The sequence below is a fragment of the Pseudomonas sp. yb_2 genome (assembly GCF_043103905.1).
Classification (GTDB): domain Bacteria; phylum Pseudomonadota; class Gammaproteobacteria; order Pseudomonadales; family Pseudomonadaceae; genus Aquipseudomonas; species Aquipseudomonas alloputida.
The window spans coordinates 43,771-66,429 of record NZ_JBICKH010000002.1 but is presented as its reverse complement, the minus strand read 5'-3'; the positions used below and the strand labels follow the sequence as shown (position 1 = coordinate 66,429).

General features: G+C 59.4%; 17 protein-coding genes, 2 tRNA genes and 2 pseudogenes. 6 read left to right on the top strand and 15 right to left on the bottom strand.

The window, feature by feature from the left end; genetic code table 11:
- Positions 1–65 precede the first annotated feature (65 nt).
- Entirely contained in the window at positions 66–2,366 is a 2,301-nt protein-coding gene (locus ACF8FB_RS00735; RefSeq protein ID WP_392510810.1) for a YgiQ family radical SAM protein, read from the bottom strand.
- Positions 2,367–2,650: 284 nt separating this feature from the next.
- The gene (locus tag ACF8FB_RS00730) at positions 2,651–2,866 is read right to left on the bottom strand and encodes a DUF3077 domain-containing protein (protein ID WP_019438726.1); all 216 of its coding nucleotides are present in this window, start codon (positions 2,864–2,866) and stop codon (positions 2,651–2,653) included.
- 631 nt (positions 2,867–3,497) lie between these two features.
- Here ACF8FB_RS00730 and ACF8FB_RS00725 point away from each other — a divergent pair.
- Together ACF8FB_RS00725 and ACF8FB_RS00720 are read left to right on the top strand one after the other, a co-directional pair.
- Positions 3,498–4,652, top strand: a complete 1,155-nt coding sequence (locus ACF8FB_RS00725; protein ID WP_392510808.1) for a YcaO-like family protein — start codon at positions 3,498–3,500, stop codon at positions 4,650–4,652.
- Position 4,653: 1 nt separating this feature from the next.
- Positions 4,654–6,309, top strand: a complete 1,656-nt coding sequence (locus ACF8FB_RS00720) for an ATP-binding cassette domain-containing protein (RefSeq protein WP_392510596.1) — start codon at positions 4,654–4,656, stop codon at positions 6,307–6,309.
- 24 nt (positions 6,310–6,333) lie between these two features.
- Here the strand turns inward: ACF8FB_RS00720 and dnaB are convergent, their stop codons facing one another.
- The 7 genes from dnaB to rnr all read right to left on the bottom strand — a co-directional run bounded on the left by dnaB (position 6,334) and on the right by rnr (position 13,499).
- Entirely contained in the window at positions 6,334–7,731 is a 1,398-nt protein-coding gene (gene dnaB / locus ACF8FB_RS00715; RefSeq protein WP_010955472.1) for a replicative DNA helicase, read from the bottom strand.
- A 113-nt stretch (positions 7,732–7,844) separates the two neighbouring features.
- Positions 7,845–8,291, bottom strand: a complete 447-nt coding sequence (rplI, locus tag ACF8FB_RS00710) for a 50S ribosomal protein L9 (RefSeq protein WP_003249568.1) — start codon at positions 8,289–8,291, stop codon at positions 7,845–7,847.
- Positions 8,292–8,311: 20 nt separating this feature from the next.
- Entirely contained in the window at positions 8,312–9,175 is an 864-nt protein-coding gene (locus ACF8FB_RS00705) for a hypothetical protein (RefSeq protein WP_003249565.1), read from the bottom strand.
- A gap of 33 nt (positions 9,176–9,208) precedes the next feature.
- The gene (rpsR, locus tag ACF8FB_RS00700; protein ID WP_003249563.1) at positions 9,209–9,439 is read right to left on the bottom strand and encodes a 30S ribosomal protein S18; all 231 of its coding nucleotides are present in this window, start codon (positions 9,437–9,439) and stop codon (positions 9,209–9,211) included.
- Between the two features lie 28 nt (positions 9,440–9,467).
- Positions 9,468–9,893, bottom strand: coding sequence for a 30S ribosomal protein S6 (rpsF, locus tag ACF8FB_RS00695; RefSeq protein WP_003249557.1), 426 nt, complete (start codon positions 9,891–9,893; stop codon positions 9,468–9,470).
- Positions 9,894–10,182: 289 nt separating this feature from the next.
- Positions 10,183–10,929, bottom strand: a complete 747-nt coding sequence (gene rlmB, locus ACF8FB_RS00690; RefSeq protein WP_392510806.1) for a 23S rRNA (guanosine(2251)-2'-O)-methyltransferase RlmB — start codon at positions 10,927–10,929, stop codon at positions 10,183–10,185.
- Positions 10,926–13,499: a ribonuclease R gene (gene rnr, locus ACF8FB_RS00685; RefSeq protein WP_392510804.1), complete on the bottom strand. Its 2,574-nt coding sequence runs from the start codon at positions 13,497–13,499 to the stop codon at positions 10,926–10,928. Before rnr ends, rlmB begins: the two co-directional genes overlap by 4 nt.
- Positions 13,500–13,771: 272 nt before the next feature.
- Here rnr and ACF8FB_RS00680 point away from each other — a divergent pair.
- From ACF8FB_RS00680 to ACF8FB_RS00665, 4 genes are all read left to right on the top strand, one after another.
- Positions 13,772–13,858: transfer RNA gene (locus ACF8FB_RS00680), tRNA-Leu, on the top strand.
- Positions 13,859–13,946: 88 nt separating this feature from the next.
- Positions 13,947–14,033, top strand: a tRNA-Leu gene (locus ACF8FB_RS00675).
- A gap of 172 nt (positions 14,034–14,205) precedes the next feature.
- The gene (locus ACF8FB_RS00670) at positions 14,206–15,219 is read left to right on the top strand and encodes an extracellular solute-binding protein (RefSeq protein ID WP_003249550.1); all 1,014 of its coding nucleotides are present in this window, start codon (positions 14,206–14,208) and stop codon (positions 15,217–15,219) included.
- Positions 15,219–16,784 (top strand): iron ABC transporter permease, encoded by a 1,566-nt coding sequence (locus ACF8FB_RS00665; protein WP_020192088.1) that lies wholly within the window; start codon positions 15,219–15,221, stop codon positions 16,782–16,784. Before ACF8FB_RS00670 ends, ACF8FB_RS00665 begins: the two co-directional genes overlap by 1 nt.
- A gap of 426 nt (positions 16,785–17,210) precedes the next feature.
- Here the strand turns inward: ACF8FB_RS00665 and ACF8FB_RS00660 are convergent, their stop codons facing one another.
- The 6 genes and pseudogenes from ACF8FB_RS00660 to ACF8FB_RS00635 all read right to left on the bottom strand — a co-directional run bounded on the left by ACF8FB_RS00660 (position 17,211) and on the right by ACF8FB_RS00635 (position 22,638).
- Positions 17,211–17,585: a hypothetical protein gene (locus ACF8FB_RS00660; protein ID WP_392510598.1), complete on the bottom strand. Its 375-nt coding sequence runs from the start codon at positions 17,583–17,585 to the stop codon at positions 17,211–17,213.
- Between the two features lie 278 nt (positions 17,586–17,863).
- Positions 17,864–18,199 (bottom strand): annotated as a pseudogene (locus ACF8FB_RS00655) (Hcp family type VI secretion system effector); the annotation flags it as partial.
- 249 nt (positions 18,200–18,448) lie between these two features.
- Complete coding sequence (locus tag ACF8FB_RS00650; protein ID WP_392510599.1) at positions 18,449–18,901, bottom strand: DUF2867 domain-containing protein; 453 nt, start codon at positions 18,899–18,901, stop codon at positions 18,449–18,451.
- 179 nt (positions 18,902–19,080) lie between these two features.
- Positions 19,081–19,785: a methyl-accepting chemotaxis protein gene (locus ACF8FB_RS00645; protein WP_370626951.1), complete on the bottom strand. Its 705-nt coding sequence runs from the start codon at positions 19,783–19,785 to the stop codon at positions 19,081–19,083.
- Between the two features lie 201 nt (positions 19,786–19,986).
- Positions 19,987–20,199 (bottom strand): annotated as a pseudogene (locus ACF8FB_RS00640) (methyl-accepting chemotaxis protein); the annotation flags it as partial.
- 1,146 nt (positions 20,200–21,345) lie between these two features.
- Positions 21,346–22,638, bottom strand: coding sequence for an adenylosuccinate synthase (locus ACF8FB_RS00635; RefSeq protein ID WP_003249542.1), 1,293 nt, complete (start codon positions 22,636–22,638; stop codon positions 21,346–21,348).
- Between the last annotated feature and the right edge of the window lie 21 nt (positions 22,639–22,659).

Genomic DNA, 22,659 nt, shown 5'->3' with positions numbered 1-22,659 from the left:
TAGTGGATCTACCGACGCATTCGCGGGTGAACCCGCTCCCACAGGGCTCTATGTAGCCTTCAAGATCAGCGGGGAATGACAGGCTGACGCGGCTTCTTGTTGCCCTTGCCACCCTTGCTCGCCTCTTTGCGCTCCTTGGCAGCCTGCTGGTTACGCGCAAACGCCTCGGCCTTGGCCTTTTCGCGCTTGTCCCACGGCTTGCTGCCATCGCTGCCACGCGGCGGCAGGCCGGTGTGCTGGGTCAGGATCTTCTGGTCCTTGCCCACCTTGTGGCTCCCCGCCGGGGTCGAGTTCTTCCGGCGCGCGCTCTGATAAGTATCGGTCTGCGGCTGGTGCAGCGGGATCAGTTGGTGCTTGCCCGGCCCGATCAGGTCGGCTCGGCCCATACGCTGCAGCGCTTTACGCAGCATCGGCCAGCCCTTCGGGTCGTGGTAGCGCAAGAACGCCTTGTGCAGACGGCGTTGCTCGTCGCTCTTGACGATCTCCACCCCTTCGCTCTTGTAGGTCACCTTGCGCAGCGGGTTCTTGCCTGAGTGGTACATGGCCGTGGCCGAGGCCATTGGCGACGGGTAGAACGCCTGTACCTGGTCGGCGCGGAAGCCGTTGCCCTTCAGCCACAGGGCCAGGTTCATCATGTCTTCGTCGGTGGTACCGGGGTGCGCGGCAATGAAGTACGGGATCAGGTACTGCTCCTTGCCCGCTTCTTTCGAGAACTTCTCGAACATGCGCTTGAAGCGGTCGTAGGTGCCGATACCCGGCTTCATCATCTTGTCCAGCGGGCCACGCTCGGTGTGCTCCGGGGCAATCTTCAGGTAGCCGCCAACGTGGTGGGTGACCAGTTCCTTGACGTACTCCGGCGACTCCACCGCCAGGTCGTAGCGCAGGCCGGAAGCAATCAGGATCTTTTTCACACCCGGCAAGGCACGGGCCTTGCGGTACAGCTCGATCAACGAGCTGTGGTCGGTATTGAGGTTTTCGCAGATGCCCGGGAACACGCACGACGGTTTGCGGCAGTGCTTCTCGATCTCGGGGCTTTTGCAGGCGATGCGGTACATGTTGGCAGTCGGCCCGCCAAGGTCCGAGACCACGCCGGTGAAGCCCGGCACCTTGTCACGCATCTCTTCGATTTCGTGCAGGATCGACTCGTGCGAGCGGTTCTGGATGATGCGGCCTTCGTGCTCGGTGATCGAGCAGAAGGTACAGCCACCGAAGCAGCCACGCATGATGTTCACCGAGAAACGGATCATCTCGTAGGCCGGGATGCGCTCCTTGCCATAGGCCGGGTGCGGCACACGGGCGTAAGGCATGCCGAACACGTAGTCCATTTCCTCGGTGCTCATGGGGATAGGTGGCGGGTTGAACCACACATCCACTTCGCCGTGCTTCTGCACCAGCGCACGGGCGTTGCCCGGGTTGGTCTCCAGGTGCAGCACGCGGTTGGCATGGGCATAGAGCACCGGGTCGTTACGCACCTTTTCGAACGATGGCAGGCGGATCACCGACTTTTCCCGGGTCACGGCCGGGCTGTCGAGAATCTGCACCACCTTGGCTTCGTTCGGGTCTTCCTGGTCGCCCTTGGCCTGCTCGATGGCGCAGGCCTGGGTGTCCTGGGTGTTCACGTACGGGTTGATGATCTTGTCGACGCGCCCCGGGCGGTCGATACGGGTGGAGTCGATCTCGTACCAGCCCTGCGGGGTATCGCGGCGCACGAAGGCGGTGCCGCGCACGTCGGTGATGGTCTCGATCTTCTCCCCGTTGGACAGGCGCTGGGCCACCTCGACCACCGCACGCTCGGCGTTGCCGAACAGCAGGATGTCGGCGCTGGCATCGATCAGGATCGAGTGACGAACCTTGTCCTGCCAGTAGTCGTAGTGGGCGATGCGGCGCAGCGAAGCCTCGATGCCGCCGAGCACGATCGGCACATGCTTGTAGGCCTCCTTGCAGCGCTGGCTATACACCAGGCTGGCACGGTCCGGACGGCTGCCGGCCAGGCCACCAGGGGTGTAGGCATCGTCGGAACGGATCTTCTTGTCCGCGGTGTAGCGGTTGATCATCGAGTCCATGTTGCCGGCGGCCACACCGAAGAACAGGTTCGGTTCGCCGAGCTTCATGAAGTCGTCTTTCGACTGCCAGTTCGGCTGGGCGATGATGCCCACGCGGAAGCCTTGGGCTTCCAGCAGACGGCCAATGATGGCCATGCCGAACGACGGATGGTCGACGTAGGCATCACCGGTCACGATGATGATGTCGCAGGAATCCCAGCCGAGCAGATCCATCTCCTCCCTGCTCATTGGCAGGAAAGGTGCTGGTCCGAAGCATTCGGCCCAGTACTTGGGATAGTCGTAGAGTGGTTTGGCTGCTTGCATGTCAGTGACCGGTTCTGGTGTGCAGGGAAATCGCGGGCGCGGAATATAGCACAAATTTTGACCAAATCCGACTGGATTCGTGGGGATTGGTGGGCGGGGCGACGGTTGGGGGATGGACGTGGCAGGTGGTTGGGTTGAGGGGTGTAGTGGGGTTGCCAGGTGTTCGACAGAATCCTTGCAGCGCCTTTGAGATCAAGCGCCGCGCGGGCGGCGCTCGATCTCATAGGCGCTGAAACTGTTGCGGCGAACTCCTGGCGGCCTTCATGCAACCTGAAGCCAACCCCTCACTGCCTCATCCACAGCTCAGCATCATCCATCAGCGCCTTGGCCATCGCACTCAGGTAATGGGCAGCCCAGATCATCATCGGCTTCTCATCCATCAACCCGGTGATGGTCAGTTCGCGCACATAGCCCATCAACTCCGAAGACTGCTCGCGGGCGTCTCTACACTGGATCCCGGGCTCGATGCGGAACAACGGGTGGGGTAAACCCGCTCCCACAGGTACGGTGCAACTCTTGAAGCCTATGGTGAACCTGTAGGAGCGGGTTCACCCGCGAAAGGGCCAGCCCAGGCAACACATCAACGAAGCCTTACAGCAGGCCCCTGCCCCTGCATCGGGTTGTCTTCAAGAAAAGGGGGATCGTGGGGTGGATCGGGGCAAGGCGATTACTCACAGGAAAACCTGAGCCTGCTTAGACCGATGGCGATCGCGCCCCCTGCTGAGCGATCGCAATTCCTTCAGTTTTTTACTGAATGTTTAGCCTACCCAACCCTGAGAAAGTGCTAACCAGCTAATTATTGGTGCTTTTTTCTTTATCTCTTAAGAATTGCAGGAATCGACCTTCTAGTCTTAGTAAAAAATCCTACATTAACTTTCCTCAACAAATCCCGAGAAGATCTTGAACCCCCAAAAAAACAAGTGCTACAACAGTGACGCGCTGAAAGGCGCACTCAAACCAACTCTATAGGAGCATTAGCCATGGGACGTCGTCGTTCTGAAATCCACACTCTGCAGATCCCACGCGTGATGAACTACACATTCACCGAGTCCGAGGTTGAATTTCTCAACCTTCTGTAAGTGACAAACCAGAAGGGGCTTAGCCCCTTCTGGCTCTACCAAGGAGCAGAACATGATCACCGAACGCGAGCTGAACATAGAAGAGGCCTACAACCGCTTGACAAGAATGCATCATCACTTAGGGCTTCAATCGAAAACAGAACTATCAAAAAAGAATAGCCTGGTCGCCACATGCCACTTATACGACAGCGCCTACAAAGAAGTTTCTTGCGGAGCAGGAAAAGGGGAGCATTGCGAACTAGGAGCCCTTGCCGAGAGCCTAGAGCATTACTTCGTCGACAAGAGCACTCCACCACTCATCGAAAGCGACCAAATTTTGCAATCGATAGCCCCATTTGACGATTGGCTCCTAAAATCCATTCCCCCGGATTGCCGAATACCTTATTTCAGTCTTCAGGCATTGAACAGCTACGACGAAATAGCCATTCCCGCGATATTGATAGCACCTTCCTCCAGAAACATTGATGAAATCGAAAAAACTGCAGCGGGCTTTCTTTCCAAATATTCGACTAACTCTGGTACAGCACTTGGCTGCACGGAGAACGAGGCTCTGCTCCACGCCATCAATGAAGCTATCGAACGTCACGCACTTTCTATGTACTACCTATCACTTTGTGGCCTGACTTCCCCACCCGAACTTTACCAACCTTCGAGTTCTTTTCTGGAAGAAACATTTGCCCGTGATACCGAGCTTCTCCGCCGAGCCAAAAAACTAGAAATATACTTGACGCACGACTTCTACGAAGTTTCATTTTGCATTGCTGTTTCTCGTAGTAAAAAAGAAGGTTCACTCAGCAGCATTGGCTCCGGCAGCTCCATCAACCCCTCCATTGCAATGTACCGCGCCGTAACGGAGCAGATTCAGTGCGAGCAGCTTTCTGGGGCCACAGAAAAACAAGAGGATCTCTCTGCTGAAAAAATGCTTACTCATTCAACCCGCCTTTCAGCACTTATACACCCATGCCCCACATATGCTGTACCCGCTTTTCACCCTCCGCATACCGACCTCAGCGTGCGCGGGCAAGTCAAGCGAACACTGATCAACTTGGAAAAACATAATAAGGTCGCATTCTATCGCACACTTTATGAGCACCCGAATCTCGCTACGGTTGTTCAGGTGTTCATACCCGGACTTGAACGCTTCCACCTGATCAGATCAGGTATTCCAGTCGCGCCACAGAGTGCACTCAAAGGCATAAGGCAATGACATGCAAATCTATAGAGGAATTCTCGCCGCCCTCGGCGCGACACTGCTCCTGAAAATCGCGACCGTCGTACCTGCTCTAGTCTTGGCCGACATCATTGACAACCTGGCCACCTCAGCCGCGTCTTCCCAGCTTCTGCTAGGAGCCTTCATATGCCTTGTCGCATTACAAGCCTCAATGACCCCTCTACAAGCCTGGTGCCTGGCGCGGCTTTGCCAGGAACGCGTGAAGCAACTTTCCATCCGCTGGTGCCGCGAATTGCTGGACAAGCGCTTCGAGGCCTATGGACAACTCCATGGCGGAACACTGGTAAAAGTACTGGATAGGGGCATTACCGCACAGGAGCGGTGGTTAGGCTTTCTGATTGGCTCGGCATGGCCGGTGCTAGCCGAAGCTGCAGTGCTGATAACGCTCTTCGCTTACCTGGGGGCTACTTCGGTATTGATCGGCCTCATCCCTTTGAGCCTGGCCTACCTGTGGGCCAACGATCGCCTGGTGCGCTGGCGCCGGCCACATATCGAGGCAGTGAACGCGCGCGAGGATGAACTGGCGGAACAATGGGTCGATACCTTCGCCAGCGCGGCAACGGTCAAACTGGAAAAGGCCGAGGATGCCGCAATGCTCCCGGTCAACCAGACACTTTCGCACTATGCCGACTCAGCAGTGCAGGTAGCTCACAGTGGGGGTTGGATTCAGAGCCTGCGCACCCTGTTCATAGGCCTGGGCAGTGGCGGTTTGCTCATGTGGGGTATCCATGATCAGGCTCTGGCAACACCGCAATTGAGCCTGGGCGAGCTGGTTGCTCTCTTCACCTTGGTGAGCGGATTGCTGGCAGGGGTTGCGCAACTTGCTGAGGCCTGGCGATTGCTAGACCAGTTTCGGCTAGACAAACGCAAACTCGAACACTGGCTCCAGCTCCCCTCGTTCGGCCCAGCATGCACTACTGAGGCGAAGTCCCAAGACAAGGACGCTGGCCTAAGCATCGCCCCGTGCCAGTTGAGCGCTCGAGATACTGTACAACTTCACATCGAAGAACCCTTGGTACTGCACAAAGGAGAACGGGTCGCACTGATCGGGCCCAGCGGATGTGGTAAATCGACACTTCTGCATACGCTGGCGGGAACGATATTCCCGTTGCGCAAGGATGTGCACCTGCACGGCAGGTGCCTGGCGTCGCTCGACGCTAGTGAACAATTCAGTCGATTACGACTCTGCCCTCAGGATGCGCATTTCATTCCCGGCCCCCTGCCCCGCGCGGTGCTGTTCGAGCAAGCTCATGATCGCGCTCAAATCGAACGATGGCTTGAACGGTTGGGCCTGAGCAAAGACTGGTACGAACTTGATCTGGATGCACGCGCAGAATCGATATCGGGCGGCGAAGCACGCAGGCTGACGCTGCTACGCCTTCTTAATCAGCCTGGGGAATTCAATTTCTTTGACGAACCCACAGCCGGGCTCGATGCCGCGTCGGCAGAGCGTACCTGGGACCTGTTGTTCGAAGCATTTAAAGGGCGAGGGCTGATTTGCGTGACGCATGATCAGAGCGCACTGTCGCGGTTTGACCGGGTGATCACCCTGAGCGAGGGGCGGATCATCAGCCAAGGGCAAACGAACATCGCTCAGATTTCAGAGCTAGCAGGCGCACCACAAACCTTGTAGGAGCGGCCTTGCTAGCTCAATGGGTTATTCATCATCATCAAAGTTGTACATCCCCGGCGCCAAGTTCTCGAACCGGGTGTACTTGCCGATAAACGCCAAACGCACGAAGCCGATGGGGCCGTTACGCTGTTTGCCGATGATGATTTCCGCCACGCCCTTGTGCTCGGTCTCGGGGTGGTACACCTCGTCGCGGTACACGAACATGATCACGTCGGCGTCCTGCTCGATTGCACCGGATTCACGCAAGTCGGAGTTCACCGGGCGTTTGTTCGGGCGCTGTTCCAGCGAGCGGTTCAGCTGCGAAAGGGCAATGACCGGGCAGTTGAATTCTTTGGCCAGGGCCTTGAGCGAGCGGGAAATCTCGGAAATTTCGTTGGTACGGTTGTCACCGGCCGACCCCGGGATCTGCATCAGCTGCAGGTAGTCGACCATGATCATGGCGATTTCACCATGCTCACGGGCCAGGCGGCGGGTACGCGCGCGCATTTCCGAAGGGCTGATACCCGCCGTATCGTCGATGAACAATTTTCGGTCGTTGAGCAGGTTCACTGCCGAGGTCAGGCGCGGCCAGTCGTCGTCATCCAGCTGGCCGGAACGGACTTTGGTCTGGTCGATACGCCCCAGGGACGAGAGCATACGCATGATCAGCGACTCACCTGGCATCTCGAGGGAGAACACCAACACCGCCTTGTCGGTACGCAGTACGGCGTTTTCCACCAGGTTCATGGCGAAGGTGGTCTTACCCATCGACGGACGACCCGCGACGATGATCAGGTCGGCTGCCTGCAGCCCGCTGGTCTTCTCGTCCAGGTCGGTGTAACCGGTGGAGATACCGGTGATGTCACTGTCGGAGTTGAACAGCGTATCGATGCGGTCGATGGCCATGGTCAACAGCTCGTTGACGCCCACCGGGCCGCCGGTTTTAGGCCGCGCCTCGGCGATCTGGAAGATCTGCCGCTCGGCATCGTCGAGAATCTCGGCAGCGTTGCGCCCCTGCGGGTTGAACGCGTTGTCGGCGATGTCGGTACTGATGCTGATCAGCTGGCGCAACGTGGCCCGCTCACGAATGATCGCGGCGTAGGCCTTGATGTTGGCCACCGAAGGGGTGTTCTTGGCCAGCTCGGCCAGGTAAGCCAAGCCGCCGACTTGCGAGGACAGGCCTTCCTTGTCCAACTGCTCGTGCAGGGTCACCACGTCGAATGGCTGGTTGGCGTCGGCCAACTTGTGCACAGCGCGGAAGATCAGCCGGTGGTCATGCCGGTAGAAGTCGCCGTCCGACACCTGGTCCAGCACCCGCTCCCAGGCATTGTTGTCCAGCATCAGGCCACCGAGCACGGCCTGTTCGGCCTCGATGGAATGCGGCGGTACCTTCAGGGCTGCGGTTTGCAGGTCAAGCTGTTCGGAGGTGGTGATCTCGTTCATGGCCACGAAAGAATTCTGGAGGATGAAAAAGACAAAGGGCACGGCCTGTCGAAAACAGGACCGTGCCCGATGTTAACCGCCTGACTCGCAAGGAGCCAGCCAGTTAGCGCAGCTTAGGCAGCTACGACGACCACGCGTACGGTGGCTTCAACGTCGCTGTGCAGGTGCACGGCTACGTCGTATTCGCCAACCTGACGGATGGTGCCGTTCGGCAGACGAACTTCAGCCTTGGCCACTTCAACGCCGGAGGCGGTCAGGGCGTCAGCGATGTCGTGGGTGCCGATCGAACCGAACAGCTTGCCTTCGTCGCCAGCGGTGGCAGTGATGGTCACTTCCAGCTCGGCCAGTTGGGCAGCGCGGCTTTCAGCCGAAGCTTTCTTGTCAGCGGCTGCTTTTTCCAGCTCGGCACGACGCTCTTCGAACGCAGCCAGGTTGGCGGCGTTGGCAACGGTGGCCTTGCCGAATGGCAGCAGGAAGTTACGGCCGTAACCAGCCTTAACTTTTACTTTGTCGCCCAGGTTGCCCAGGTTAGCGACTTTTTCCAGCAGGATCAGTTCCATTTGGTAAAACCTCTTAACTTTTAACCTTCACCGTTCGCGGAGTCTTTCCCCGGAGGGGACTTGCGACCGCGAAAATCAATCAGGCTGTCGACAATGGCCAAAACCATCAGCAACGGATAAATCAGCTGCATGATCAGCGGTAGCGTCACGTACATCCCCACCAGCCAGAAACCGGCCAGTCGGCCCTGTGCCACCAGCCCGTGCATCAAGGCGATGCCGGCCAGCACCAGTACCAGGCTGGAAGCCGATGCCAGGATGATGAACTGCGGGCCGATAAACGGCGCCACCACCATCACTGCCACCAAGACCGCCATGGTCTGTTTCGGCAACTTCAGTTCGCGAAACTCGCGACCGAAGCCTCCAGGGTTGTACAACGCTGCCTGCCAATAGCGCGCCAGCATCAACGCCAGCACACTGAACAATTGCACCGTCACTGCTGTGGAAGCGACCAGCACAGGGCGGATCAGCTCACCGGAGAGCACCGGTTGCCCTTCGATTTTCGGCATGGCTTCGGCAAACGCCTTGGCCAGCACATCGAAGGTTTGCGCCAGCGCCAGATCAAGCACGAGGCTGAAAGCCACGGCGAACACGGCACTGGCGAGCAACACCCGGCTCCAGGGGTGCTCGGCACGCAACATGGCGGCCAGGGCCAAGGCACCCGCAATCACCAGAAAGGTGATGGGATCACCCATGACCCACACGGCCAGCCCGGCCAGCAAGCCGCCGGCGATGACCGATGTAGCATCCTTGAACCCACGCCGCAGCAGCACGAGGCTGCCGGCAGCGGCACTCAACCAGAACAGCAGCGGCAGTACCGCGCTGATGACCACCACGAGGGTGGCCTGCACACGACCGCGCATGATGAAACTTGCTAACGCTCGCATGCTAATCCCTTACTGCTTGTCGACGACCCGGTCTCAGCGGCCGTGGCTGTCGGTGTAGGGCAGCAGGGCCAGGAAGCGGGCGCGCTTGATAGCGGTAGCCAGCTGACGCTGATAACGAGCTTTGGTACCGGTGATACGGCTTGGAACGATCTTGCCGGTTTCGGATACGTAAGCTTTCAGGGTGTTGAGATCTTTGAAGTCGATCTCTTTCACGTCTTCAGCAGTGAAGCGGCAGAATTTACGACGACGGAAGAAACGTGCCATTTAATAGGCTCCTCTAAAGGTCCGTGGATTACTCGTCAGCGTTATCGCTGGAGTCGCTGTCATTGCTGTCGTCGCCTTCGGCGGAGTCAGCATGCTCAGGACGCTCGCGACGCTCACGGCGCTCGCTGCGGTTCTCTTCAGCCTTCAGCATCTCGGACTGGCCGGTAACGGCTTCGTCGCGACGGATGACCAGGTTACGGATAACGGCATCGTTGTAGCGGAAGTTGTCTTCCAGCTCGGCCAGGGCCTTGCCGGTGCACTCAACGTTCAGCATCACGTAGTGAGCCTTGTGAACATTGTTGATTGCGTAGGCCAGTTGACGACGGCCCCAGTCTTCCAGGCGGTGGATCTTGCCACCATCTTCTTCGATCAGCTTGGTGTAACGCTCAACCATGCCGCCGACTTGTTCGCTCTGGTCCGGGTGAACCAGGAAGATGATTTCGTAATGACGCATGAATGCTCCTTACGGGTTAGTAGTCTGCCAGTGAATCTGGTCAGACAAGGAGTGAATGACACTGTATGTCTTGCACGGAGGGGAGGCACATGAGCGCCTGCCAGCTCGGCAAGGGGCGCAATTGTAGAGAAGCCGGGGCGCACAAGCAAGGTGATTGGTGAATATTTGAACAGCCTGAAACATATTCACAAGCTGCGGGCCCTTTCGCGGGTGAACCCAGTCCTACAGGGGAACGCAATCACCCTGTAGGAGCGGGTTCACCCGCGAAGAGGCCGGAACAGGCTGAGAGTCAGCGCTTGACCTGCCGCTGACGCACGGCTTCGAACAGACAAACCCCGGTCGCCACCGACACGTTAAGGCTGCTGACGCTACCCGCCATCGGCAACTTGACCAGGAAGTCGCAATGCTCACGGGTGAGCCGGCGCATGCCCTTGCCTTCCGCCCCCATGATCATCACCAGTGGCCCGGTCAGGTCCTGCTGGTAGATCTCCTGCTCGGCCTCGCCAGCAGTACCCACTACCCACAGGCCACGCTGCTGCAACTTCTCAAGCGTACGCGCCAGGTTGGTCACAGCCACCAGCGGAATGACTTCGGCCGCCCCACAAGCCACCTTTCGCACAACCGGCGTCAACGTTGCGGATTTGTCCTTGGGCACGATCACTGCCGTGGCACCGGCCGCATCCGCGGTACGCAGACAAGCGCCGAGGTTGTGCGGGTCGGTCACGCCGTCCAGCACCAGGATCAGCGGCGACGTTTCTGTGCGCTCAAGCAGCTCTTCGAGCATCAGCTCGCCCCACACCTGGCTCGGACTGACCTCGGCTACAACGCCTTGGTGCACGCCTTCGACCCAGGCATCCATCTCACGGCGCTCGGCCTGGCCGACCGGCACGCGGTTTTCCGCGGCCAGCGCCAGCAAGGTTTCGAGGCGTGGCTCGCTGCGCCCTTCCGACAGCCAGATCTGCTTGACCCGCTTTGGATGGTGCTGCAGCAATGCCTGCACGGCGTGTACGCCGTAGATTTTTTCCAGCTGACTCATGAATTGCTCTTGTTTTTGCGTGGAGCGCCGGACTTCGGCGGGCCTTTACGGTGCTTGGTCGGTTTGCCGGACGGCTTGCCACCTTTCTCCGATTTGCTGCCAGCACTGCTGCGCGCGTCGGTCATCAGCGCTTTTTTCATCTCGCGGCTTTTACGCACTTCTGCGTTACGCTGCACAGCATCCTTGGGGAAGTACGCTTCGGACGCTTCGCTTTTGCGGCTGCGCGGCTTGGGCGTGGCTTTCGCTTCGGTTGTCGGCTGCTGCTCGGCTTTTTCCGCAACCGGTGCGGCGCCACGCTGCTTGCGGCCGATCGGTGCGGCGAGGGTCTTTTCCGACACTTCGAAGTCGATCTTGCGCTCATCCAGATCAACACGCATGACCTTGACTTCGATGGTGTCGCCCAAGCGGAAGCTGCGACCGGTGCGCTCGCCGGCCAGGCGATGGTGTACCGGGTCGAAGTGGTAGTAGTCACCCGGCAACGCACTGACGTGCACCAGGCCCTCTACATAGATATCGGTCAGTTCGACGAACAGGCCGAAACCGGTCACCGCAGTGATCACACCCGGGAAGGTCTCGCCCACGCGGTCTTTCATGAACTCGCACTTGAGCCAGTTGACCACGTCACGGGTGGCTTCGTCGGCCCGGCGCTCGGTCATCGAGCACTGCTCGCCGAGTTGCTCCAGGGTGTTCTCGTCGTACGGGTAGATACGCGCCTTGGGAATGCTCATGGCGCCGGCACGCTTGACGTGCGGGGTATCGACCTTGGAGCGGATGATGCTGCGGATGGCGCGATGCACCAGCAGATCCGGGTAACGACGGATCGGCGAGGTGAAGTGGGTGTACGCCTCGTAGTTCAGGCCGAAGTGGCCGTTGTTCTCGGTGCTGTACACGGCCTGGCTCAGCGAGCGCAGCATCACCGTCTGGATCAGGTGGAAGTCCGGGCGACCGGCGATGCTCGCCAGCAGGGCCTGGTAGTCCTTCGGCGACGGGTCCTTGCCCTTGTGCAGGCTAAGGCCCAACTCGCCGAGGAAGGCGCGCAGTTTTTCCAGGCGCTCCGGCGGCGGGCCGTCATGCACGCGGTACAGGGCCGGTACGCCGTGCTTCTGCAGGAACTCGGCGGTGGCCACGTTGGCCGCCAGCATGCATTCCTCGATCAGCTTGTGGGCGTCGTTGCGCACGGTCGGGCGGATTTCGGCGATCTTGCGCTCCTCGCCGAAGATGATGCGGGTTTCCTGGGTCTCGAAGTCGATGGCACCCCGGGTGTGGCGCGCCTCCACCAGCACCTTGTACAGGTTGTACAGGTTCTTCAGGTCCGGCACGACCTCCTTGTACTCTTCGCGCAGCGCCTTGCCCTCACGGGTACGCGAGTGCTCGAGCATGCTGCTGACCTTGTTGTAGGTCAGACGGGCATGGGAGTGGATCACGCCTTCGTAGAACTGATAGTCGACCATCTGGCCGGCTTTGTTCATGGTCATTTCACAGACCATGGCCAACCGGTCGACATGCGGGTTCAGCGAGCACAGGCCGTTGGACAGCTCTTCGGGGAGCATCGGTACCACGCGCTCGGGGAAGTACACCGAGTTGCCGCGCTGCTGGGCTTCGACATCCAGGGCAGAGCCCAGACGCACATAGCTGGAGACGTCAGCGATGGCCACGTACAGGCGCCAGCCACCGGAGAACAGACGCAGCTTGCCCAGCGGTTCGCAATAAACGGCATCGTCGAAGTCGCGGGCGTCTTCACCGTCGATGGTGACGAACGGCAGATGACGCAGGTCGACACGCTTCTCTTTGTCCTTCTCCTCGACTTCGGAGCGGAACTTGCGTGCTTCCTTGACCACATCATTGGGCCAGACGTGCGGAATGTCGTAGCTGCGCAGGGCAACGTCGATTTCCATGCCCGGCGCCATGTAGTTGCCGATGACTTCGACCACATCGCCTTGCGGCTGGAAGCGCGGAGTCGGCCAGTGGGTGATCTTGATCTCGACGAACTGGCCGATCTTGGCACCGCCGTTGCGCCCGGCGGTCACCAGCACTTCCTGCTGGATCTTCGGGTTGTCCGGGGTCACGTAGCCGATGCCGCCTTCTTCGAAATAGCGGCCGACCACGCTTTCGTGGGCACGGGAGATGACTTCGACCAGCACGCCTTCACGGCGGCCACGGCGGTCGACACCGGAGACGCGGGCCAAGCCGCGGTCGCCGTCGAACACCAGTCGCATCTGCGACGGGCTGAGGAACAGGTCTTCGCTGCCGTCATCGGGAATAAGGAAGCCGAAGCCGTCGCGGTGGCCGGAGACGCGACCACAGATCAGGTCCAGCTTGTCTACCGGGGCATAAGTGCCGCGCCGGGTATAGATAAGCTGGCCATCGCGCTCCATGGCACGCAGGCGGCGGCGCAGGGCTTCGATCTGGTCTTCTTCATACAGACCGAACTCTTTTGCCAGCTCCTCGCGGGCAGCAGGTTCGCCTCGGTCGGCGAGACGCTGCAGGATCAGCTCACGGCTGGGAATGGGGTTGTCGTATTTTTCCGCTTCGCGAGCGGCCTCGGGATCGAGGGATTGCCAATCGGCCATCAGAAGGGGTTCACCTTGGGGTATATAGATAGGAATTCTGGCATAGGCGTATTGAAACCGGAAATGTCTGCCTTGGACAGCCCCCGCTGCAGTGCATAAACAGCAGAAATAGGCTTGTGGAATCAACAAGTTGAATTTTTTGAATTTTTTTTCGATTGGGGGCTTTACAGCCTTGGGGAGCGTCCGTATAGTGCGCACCACAACGACGGACAACCCCGAAGTTGTAGTAGAGATGAACGACGCTGTAAAGCATCAAGTAACCTCGAATGTGTGCCCAGGTGGCGGAATTGGTAGACGCGCTGGTTTCAGGTATCAGTGACCGCAAGGTCGTGGAAGTTCGAGTCTTCTCCTGGGCACCAAATATTTTCAAGTAACAGATGACCAAGGATCTGTTACTACTGTGTGAAAGCGAACGATAGTCGCCTTCTGCAGATGATGTAAAGCTTTGCCCAGGTGGCGGAATTGGTAGACGCGCTGGTTTCAGGTATCAGTGACCGCAAGGTCGTGGAAGTTCGAGTCTTCTCCTGGGCACCATACAAAAACCCACTAGCTTGCTAGTGGGTTTTTTCTTGCCTGCGATTTATGTGCCCCCTCCCCCCCCTTGCACCATGGTCTGACCATGAATTTCTCGTCACACGGCCACTTGAGAAACAATTTCGTTTACCATTGTTTCCAAATATGTAGCCGTAAGCGAGGAAGTACCCGCATGACGATCCGCCCGCAACCGCTGATGCGTACCCTGGCCGCCGCAGTGCTGAGCCTGGTCATCGGCGCTCCGGCCGCCATGGCAGACGCACCGGTCACGCTGACCATGTACAACGGTCAGCACAAGGAAATTGGCGAAGCCATTGCCAAGGCCTATGAGGCCAAGACCGGCATTCACATCGACATCCGCAAAGGCAGCAGCAACCAGCTGGCCAGCCAGATCATCGAGGAAGGTGATCGTTCGCCGGCCGACATCATCTACACCGAAGAGTCCCCGCCCCTGAACAACCTGGGCGAGCTGGGCCTGCTGGCCAAGATTGACGACGCCACGCTGAACATGATGCCCAAGGAGTACGTTGGCGCCAACGGCACCTGGATGGGTATCACCGCCCGTACGCGCATCGTGGTGTACAACCCGAAGAAAGTCGACGAGAAAGACCTGCCGACCACGGTGATGGACTTCGCCAACCCTGAGTGGGAAGGGCGCGTCGGCTACGTCCCTACCAGCGGTGCGTTCCAGGAGCAGGCCGTGGCCATTCTGAAGATGCACGGGCGCGAAGCCACTGAAGAATGGTTGACCGGCCTGAAAGCCTTCGGCAAGACCTACACCAACAACATGGTCGCCCTCAAAGCTGTGGAAAAAGGTGAAGTGGCTGCAGTACTGGTTAACAACTACTACTGGTACGCACTTGAACGCGAACGCGGCAAGCTGGACACCAAGCTCTACTACCTGGCCGACGGCGATGCTGGCAACCTGGTCACTATCTCCGGCGCAGGCGTGGTCAAGGCCAGCAAACACCCGAAAGAAGCCCAGGCCCTGCTCAACTGGATGGCCAGCGAAGAAGGCCAGCGCGTGATCACCCAGACCACCGCCGAGTACCCACTGCACAAGGGCATGGTTTCTGACCGCGGCCTGAAACCGTTCGACGAGCTGCGCCCGCCGAAGATCTCGCCAGCTGACCTGGGCAATGCCGAGGAAGCCATCGAACTTGAGCGTGAGGTCGGCTTGCTCTGATGACTGCCGCCCTGTCCGAACCGGTGCCGGTACGCTTCGTACCGCGCCGCAAGCGCCCTTCCATCTGGGTAGTGCTGCCTGTGCTGTTCCTAGTGGCAATGAGCTTGCTGCCACTGGCTTATGTCGCCATCAAAGCCTGGGAAGCCGGCTGGCGCGAAGCCTTGCACCTGCTGTGGCGGCCCTTTGTCTGGGGGCTGATGCGCAACACCCTGCTGCTGATGGTCGGGGTGACGCTGACCTGCATGGTGGTCGGCCTGGCACTGGCCTGGCTGCTGGAGCGCAGCAACCTGGCCGGCCGCCGGTTGTGGGGCGTGGTGCTATGCCTGCCATTCGCCGTGCCGTCGTTCGTCAGCAGCTTCACCTGGGTGTCGCTAAGTTCGGACTTTGAAGGCCTGGGCGGCGCGATCATGGTCATGGCCCTGTCCAAATACCCGCTGGTGTTCCTGCCCGTTGCCGCGACCCTGCGCAACCTCGACACCTCGCTGGAGGAGTCGGCACGCACCCTGGGTTGCAGCCGCTGGGGCGTGTTCAGCAAAGTCACCCTGCCGCTGCTGTGGCCGTCGATGCTCGGCGGTGCGCTACTGATTGCCCTGCATATGCTGGTGGAGTTTGGCGCATTGTCGATCCTCGGCCTGCAAACCTTTACCACGGCGATCTACCAGCAGTTCGAACTGGAGTTCAGCAACGCCAACGCGGCCATGCTGTCTGCCGTGCTGCTGGCGATGTGCCTGGCAATGCTGTGGCTGGAACTGCGGGTGCGCGGCAAAGCCCGCCATGTACGCATCGGCCAGGGCGTAGCGCGGCGTGCGCAACCGGTGCGGCTGCGCGGCTGGGCGGTGCTGGCGCAACTGTTCTGCGTGGGCCTGGCGGTGCTGGGCAGCGGCATTCCGCTGGCGATGCTCGGTTACTGGCTGAGCGTGGGTTCGTCGGCGGCATTCCCGGTGGCGGCCATCTCGAAGGCGTTGTTCACCTCGCTGTCGGTGTCGCTGGGCGGTGCCGGCTTCTGTGTGCTGCTGGCTCTGCCTATCAGCTTCCTGGTGGTGCGCTACAAAGGCCGCCTGGCGATTTGGGCCGAGCGTCTGCCCTATCTGCTGCACGCCCTGCCCGGCCTGGTGATTGCCCTGACGTTGGTGTTCTTCGCCCTGCACTACGTGCCGGCGCTGTACCAGACCACGGCCTTGCTGCTGTTGGCCTATGCGCTGCTGTTCCTGCCGTTGGCGCAATCACCGGTGCGCACCGCGCTGAACAAGGCTTCGCCGACGCTGGAAGAAGCCGCGCGCACCCTTGGCGCGAGCAGCTTTGCCGCGTTCTGCCGGGTGACCTTGCCGATCATCTTCCCGGCCATGGCGGCAGCCTTTGCGCTGGTGTTCCTGGATGCCATGAAAGAGCTGACGGCTACCCTGCTGCTCAGCCCGACCGGCATGACCACCCTGGCCACCGAGGTGTGGGCACACACAGCCAACGTCGAGTTCGCGGCGGCGGCGCCGTATGCGGCGTTGTTGATTGTGGTGTCGGGGTTGCCGGTGTATTTGCTGACTACGCGGATGTATTTGAACAAGGCTTGAAAGCTTGCCCAGGCCGCCATGTGGCCTGGGCACAAGCCTGAGTGCCTAGACTTCATCACAAGTTCACTTTAAAACTCTCACTAGCCAGTTGAAAGCAAAGAACAAGGTCGTAGATACTACAAGCCCCACCCAAGAGGGTAACAAAACTCTTTTCATAGACCTTGGAAAATTCTCGAGATCTGAAATATCTGCCACACCTTTTCGAACAAACAACCCTGGAATCATGAGCATATTTGCTGCCAGGCAAGTACGCATTAGTTTTCCAGCAAGGCCAGCCGCTGAAAAGTTTTTTCCCTATTATTCTGAATATACTTGCATTTCGCTAAAGCTTTTTCGATAGCTTCTATAGATCGACAAGCTGGGGTTTCAGCTGGCGGCTGCTTGAGTGCTTAGAAAACAATGGGTTGCATTCTTTTTGACCAGGGCTTACCTCAAGTACTCTATCCAAACAAAAAAAAGAACAATCAGTGCAATCAGCAAAATTTGCACGGTCCACAAGCGCACTAACAGCCTTTGCAGGTCGGCGGGAGCCTTAGCAACATCATTGCGATCTAATAGGCCCTTTCGAACGCTAAAATATTTCATAGACAGCATTGCAGAGATTGATCCTAGCCGCATGACTTTCCCAAGCAGCCCAGCATGAGAATATATTTCTCTGTTCACAGCCACCATTCGGCTATTTGACAAGATTGATTCGATACGATCCAGATATCGATACGCAACGAATACCCACACACCAAACATCAAAAACGGGGAGATAATTACAAACACACCAAGCACTGCCAGGTGCAAGTTACTCATCGCACTGCCTCATACAAAATCTCCACCACGCTTTCTCCCAATACCTCACCAAACTCACCGCCAGCAATACCTCCAGCCGCTCCCCCCAATACCGCACATGCGAAAGTTGCCGTTCCACCGGTGGGAATACCTACAGCAACACATGCTATTGGCCCCAATAGGCCCCCGACATGTCCACCCATTCCTCCTAGCCCCAAGCTCGCAACTAGCGAACTCCTCTCGACATACTCAGCCTTTCTGCACTCCTCCTCCCGCCCAAGCACGCAAGCGTTACGAATTGACAGTTCGGTTGACGCCACTTCTTCCAGGACGACTTCGTAGTACTTGAGCTTGTCGCCACCCGCACGACACAGCACGAGCTTCACTTCCTTCAGGTGCTGCCCGGCACAGCTCGCCTCCAGCAGCTTGCAGCTGGCACTGTCCAGGTACTTAGTGAAGGTGAAGTTGGTGAGTGTGGTGCGGCCTGACGATGCGCCGCCTGCGGAGCTTGCGGTGGCAGAGGTGCTCTGGTTGGCACCGAACTTGTAGCCGATGATTTCGATCCAGTTGGCGTACTGCTCATCCAGTGCTTCGCCAGTGACTTCCGCGATATGAACATAAGCATCGAAAGCCATGCTTACCTCTCCCTGGTAAAGGTCCGGCTGATAACGACGATGTTCAGACGTCGTCATCCTGAGGTTGCTCCCGAAGTAAAACGGCGGCCGGTACCGACCGCCTTCAGGCTCAATACAACACTAACCCCTGTGTCAGCCCTTGCAACAGCAAACGCCCTATCAAGGAATATTTGGGAAATCTCCTACAGATTCGACGATGATAACGATTTGGTCAGTAAAAGAATGTTTCCTGGTCAGTTTCGATGCTGCTTAAAGCTTCTCCAGCATTTTCCTTACGATCAGGCCATGCACCATGCCGACCGGCAGCATGTACAACCGGCCAAAAGTATTGAGGCACAGCACCGATGTGGTCACGCTTAAGCTTTGCCCGTACACATCCATGCAGACCATCACCGCCAAGTGCGTATCACGCGAAGTCAGCACCAGCTGCTGGTCGCTGATGGTCTCGACAGTGAAGAAGTCCAGGCGCTCACCGACGGCTGGCACATGCGTTGGATCGCCGCGAGTGAAGCCGTGAATATCGGCGACATTGAAACGGCGTGAGATAAAGTCGCGAATGCGGAAGGCCCGGGCCAGCCAGCAGGGGACGTCCGAGGTCATGGCGCAGTAGGCTTGCAGGGCGGTCATCGGGTCAGTGAGCTTTACGCTGTCACTGTGCAGGAAATTCAGGTCGGCCTGGGCAGCGATTAGTTGGGCGGACATGAGCAACTCCTTTTGCCATGTGTCGCCGACAGCATAGCAACACCGCTCAGGTGTGGAAGCGGCCTTGTGTCGCGAAAGGGCCGCATAGCGGCCCCGGCAATTTCCGCGTGTATGCAACAAACCTGGGGCTGCTATGCAGCCCTTTCGCGACACAAGGCCCACAAAGGACCGCGCAGGCTTCAGGCCCGGAACTGGCCCAGGCTGGCGCGCAGCTGAGCCGCCAGATCATCCAGCACCTTGCTACTGGCCGTGGTCTGCATCACCACCTCAGCCGAGCGTTCGGCCTGGGCATGGATGTTCTCCACCCGCCCCCGCACCGCCTGAGCGCCATGGGCCTGCTGTTCGGCAGCGCGAGTCGCCAAACCAATGGCCGCGTGCACCTGCTCCACCGCAGCCTGCACCGACTGCTGGCGACGCTCGTTGTCACGCAGCACCAACAACCCTTCACTCGCCTTGAGTCCAGCCTGACTGATGGTGGCCACTGCTTCCTTGGCACCTTTTTGCAGCGCGGTAATGTGCGCCTGAATGTCGCCGGTAGAGCTTTGCGTCTTGCTCGCCAGCGCCCGCACCTCATCGGCCACTACAGCGAATCCGCGGCCAGTTTCACCAGCGCGCGCGGCTTCGATTGCAGCGTTGAGGGCCAGCAGATTGGTCTGCTCGGCAATGCCATGGATGACAGTCAGCACCACTTCAATCTGTTCGCTCTGCTTGGCCAGGCGCTCGATCACCTGAGAGCCCGTTTCAACCTGCCCGGCAAGGTTCTCAATCAGGCTCGCCAGTTGCGTCGAGGAACGGCTGTTCTCATCCGTCGCCTGACGAATGTCCACCACCTGCTGCAACGCCGCCTGCATGGCATGGCTTTCAGCCTGAGCCTCGTCAGCCATGCTCGACAGGTCGCGCAGGCTGGCGGCCACTTCGTCACGCTGCAACGCCGCCGCGGCATCGGCACCGGCATTGCGCTGGGCCATGGCGCCGATCTCGACGCCGGTACGCTGGGCCACCTCGCCGGCCTCGCGGACGATGGGCTGCAGCTTGTCGACAAAGCGATTGACCGCCGACGCCATGTCGCCGATCTCGTCGCGGCTGTCGAGGGTCACGCGCTTGGTCAGGTCGCCTTCGCCAGCGGCAAGGTCGTTGAGCGCTGCGATCAGCAGGCGCAGTTTGCTGAGCACCCGGCGGCCTAACACCAAAGCGACCACCAGCAGCACACCCAGGCCCACCACCACCAGGCCCAGGCCAATCCGCCAGCGCAGCTCGGCAGCCGCATCGCGCACGGTCTGTGCAGTGTTGGCCTGCATCGCGGTGGCGCTGGCCTGCGCAACTTCCAGGCGCTCGCGCAGGGCCTTGCCACTGTCGGCAGCCGCCGCGCCCAGGCTATCGCCAACCAGTTGCTCGCCACTGGCGATCAGGGCACTGAAGCGCTGGTCGAGCGCCTTGAGCTCCTGGTCAATGCCGGCTGTAGAAACCCCCATCAGGACTTTGCCGATCTCGGCGCCATTGGGGTTGATAGAGGCTTCGACGAAGTACACCAACGGATCACGACGCGCGGCATCGAGCACCTTGTCCAGCGCTCGTTCGCCCTGGCCCTTCTCGATGAGCGTCTGGTTGATCGGGTTCTGCCGGTTCAGGTAGCGAGTCAGGTGCTGGCCCTGGGCATCGTCATAGATCACGAACAGCACGTTCGGGTTGCGCTGAGCGCGTCGTGCGAAATCCGAGAGCACCGGCACGTCGTTGTCCCAGATCGCCCGCGGCGCAACCGAAGCCAGCAGCTCGGCCATGTCGTTGGCGGAATCCTTGAGGTTCTTTTCCAGGGTGCTGCGTAGTTGCTGCTGCTCGCTTTGCAGGCGCTCCGACAACCCTGCGCTCAGGCGCTGGCGGGTACTGCTGGACAGGCCGTCGAGCCCAGAGCGCACATCTTGCCCGGCTTGCTCCAGATCGCTTGCGAGTTGGCGGCTGTCATTACCCAGCCGTTCGCCAAGGTCGGCCTCCAGGGCGGTGACCGTGCTTCGGGTGAGCGCAACGGCAACCAGCACCTGCACCAAAAGAGCGATACCAAGGGCAACAAACACAGGCCGCAAGAGGCGGCTTCGTAACAGTGAGAGGATGGCAGACACGGTGTAACCCTCGTGTTTTCTGGCGCCACTATTTTGATGGCATCTACAGAAACTTCTTACAGCAAGGGTTGTGCCGCAGGCAGCGGGGAAATGCGCCAAGGTCTAGCAATGGGGTTTCGTGTGCAGGCCCATTCGCGGGTAAACCCGCTCCTACAACGGCCTGCGCCCAACCATCGTTGTGTGCCCACATAGGAGCGGGTTTACCCGCGAATACGGTAGCGGCGGCAACGGTGGATTACCGGTGGATATTGGCCAGCACAGACATGCCCACAAATGAAAACGCCGCGGCCCTTCTCAGGGCCGCGGCGTCAGATCAGCCTGGAAGGCAGATCAGGCGAACGGGTGACGCAGCACGATGGTCTCGTTGCGGTCCGGGCCGGTCGAAATGATGTCGATCGGCGCGCCAACCAGCTCTTCGATGCGCTTGATGTAGTCACGCGCAGCTTGCGGCAGCTCTTCCAGGGTTTTCACACCCAGAGTCGACTCGCTCCAGCCTGGCATCTCTTCGTACACCGGCTCAAGGCCAATGTAGCTGTCGGCATCGGAAGGCGCGTCGATGACGGCACCGTTCTCGTTCTTGTAGCCAACGCAGATGTTGATGGTTTCCAGGCCGTCCAGTACGTCCAGCTTGGTCAGGCAGATGCCCGAGATGCTGTTGACGTCGATGGCGCGACGCAGGATCACGGCATCGAACCAGCCGCAACGACGGGCACGGCCGGTGGTGGAACCGAACTCGTGGCCACGCTTGGCCAAGGTAGCACCGGTCTCGTCGAACAGTTCGGTCGGGAACGGACCGGAACCCACGCGAGTGGTGTAGGCCTTGGTGATACCGAGGATGTAGTCGAGGTACATCGGGCCGACGCCGGAACCGGTGGAAATACCACCGGCAGTGGTGTTGGAGCTGGTGACGTACGGGTAGGTGCCGTGGTCGATGTCCAGCAGCGAGCCCTGGGCGCCTTCGAACATGATGTCCTTGCCGGCGCGACGCAGGTTGTGCAGCTCGGCGGTGACGTCGAGCATCATCGGCTTGAGCTGTTCGGCGTAAGCCATGCACTCGTCCAGCGTCTGCTGGAAGTCGATGGCTGGCTCTTTGTAGTAGTTCACCAGCTGGAAGTTGTGGTAATCCAGCAGCTCACCCAGCTTGGCAGCGAAACGCTCGCGGTGGAACAGATCACCCACGCGCAGGCCGCGACGTGCCACCTTGTCTTCGTAAGCTGGGCCGATACCACGGCCGGTGGTGCCGATCTTGGCTTCGCCACGGGCTTTTTCGCGGGCCTGATCCAGGGCCACATGGTACGACAGGATCAGCGGCGCAGCCGGGGAAATGCGCAGACGCTCGCGCACCGGTACGCCTTTCTCTTCCAGCTTGGTGATTTCACGCATCAGTGCATCCGGGGCAACGACCACGCCGTTACCGATCAGGCACTGCACGCCTTCACGCAGGATGCCGGACGGAATCAGGTGCAGAACGGTCTTTTCACCGTTGATCACCAGGGTGTGACCCGCATTGTGGCCACCCTGGTAGCGCACTACGGCGGCAGCATGTTCGGTCAGCAGATCGACGATCTTGCCTTTGCCCTCATCACCCCACTGGGTGCCCAGGACGACGACATTCTTACCCATTACATTGGTCCTCATTCACGC

Bases quoted from the DNA above. Each gene is read 5' to 3' on its own strand.
- ACF8FB_RS00735 (WP_392510810.1), bottom strand. From the start codon at position 2,366: ATGCAAGCAGCCAAACCACTCTACGACTATCCCAAGTACTGGGCCGAA.
- ACF8FB_RS00725 (WP_392510808.1), top strand. From the start codon at position 3,498: ATGATCACCGAACGCGAGCTGAACATAGAAGAGGCCTACAACCGCTTG.
- ACF8FB_RS00720 (WP_392510596.1), top strand. From the start codon at position 4,654: ATGCAAATCTATAGAGGAATTCTCGCCGCCCTCGGCGCGACACTGCTC.
- dnaB (WP_010955472.1), bottom strand. From the start codon at position 7,731: ATGAACGAGATCACCACCTCCGAACAGCTTGACCTGCAAACCGCAGCC.
- rplI (WP_003249568.1), bottom strand. From the start codon at position 8,291: ATGGAACTGATCCTGCTGGAAAAAGTCGCTAACCTGGGCAACCTGGGC.
- ACF8FB_RS00705 (WP_003249565.1), bottom strand. From the start codon at position 9,175: ATGCGAGCGTTAGCAAGTTTCATCATGCGCGGTCGTGTGCAGGCCACC.
- rpsR (WP_003249563.1), bottom strand. From the start codon at position 9,439: ATGGCACGTTTCTTCCGTCGTCGTAAATTCTGCCGCTTCACTGCTGAA.
- rpsF (WP_003249557.1), bottom strand. From the start codon at position 9,893: ATGCGTCATTACGAAATCATCTTCCTGGTTCACCCGGACCAGAGCGAA.
- rlmB (WP_392510806.1), bottom strand. From the start codon at position 10,929: ATGAGTCAGCTGGAAAAAATCTACGGCGTACACGCCGTGCAGGCATTG.
- rnr (WP_392510804.1), bottom strand. From the start codon at position 13,499: ATGGCCGATTGGCAATCCCTCGATCCCGAGGCCGCTCGCGAAGCGGAA.
- ACF8FB_RS00670 (WP_003249550.1), top strand. From the start codon at position 14,206: ATGACGATCCGCCCGCAACCGCTGATGCGTACCCTGGCCGCCGCAGTG.
- ACF8FB_RS00665 (WP_020192088.1), top strand. From the start codon at position 15,219: ATGACTGCCGCCCTGTCCGAACCGGTGCCGGTACGCTTCGTACCGCGC.
- ACF8FB_RS00660 (WP_392510598.1), bottom strand. From the start codon at position 17,585: ATGAGTAACTTGCACCTGGCAGTGCTTGGTGTGTTTGTAATTATCTCC.
- ACF8FB_RS00650 (WP_392510599.1), bottom strand. From the start codon at position 18,901: ATGTCCGCCCAACTAATCGCTGCCCAGGCCGACCTGAATTTCCTGCAC.
- ACF8FB_RS00645 (WP_370626951.1), bottom strand. From the start codon at position 19,785: ATGGCTGACGAGGCTCAGGCTGAAAGCCATGCCATGCAGGCGGCGTTG.
- ACF8FB_RS00635 (WP_003249542.1), bottom strand. From the start codon at position 22,638: ATGGGTAAGAATGTCGTCGTCCTGGGCACCCAGTGGGGTGATGAGGGC.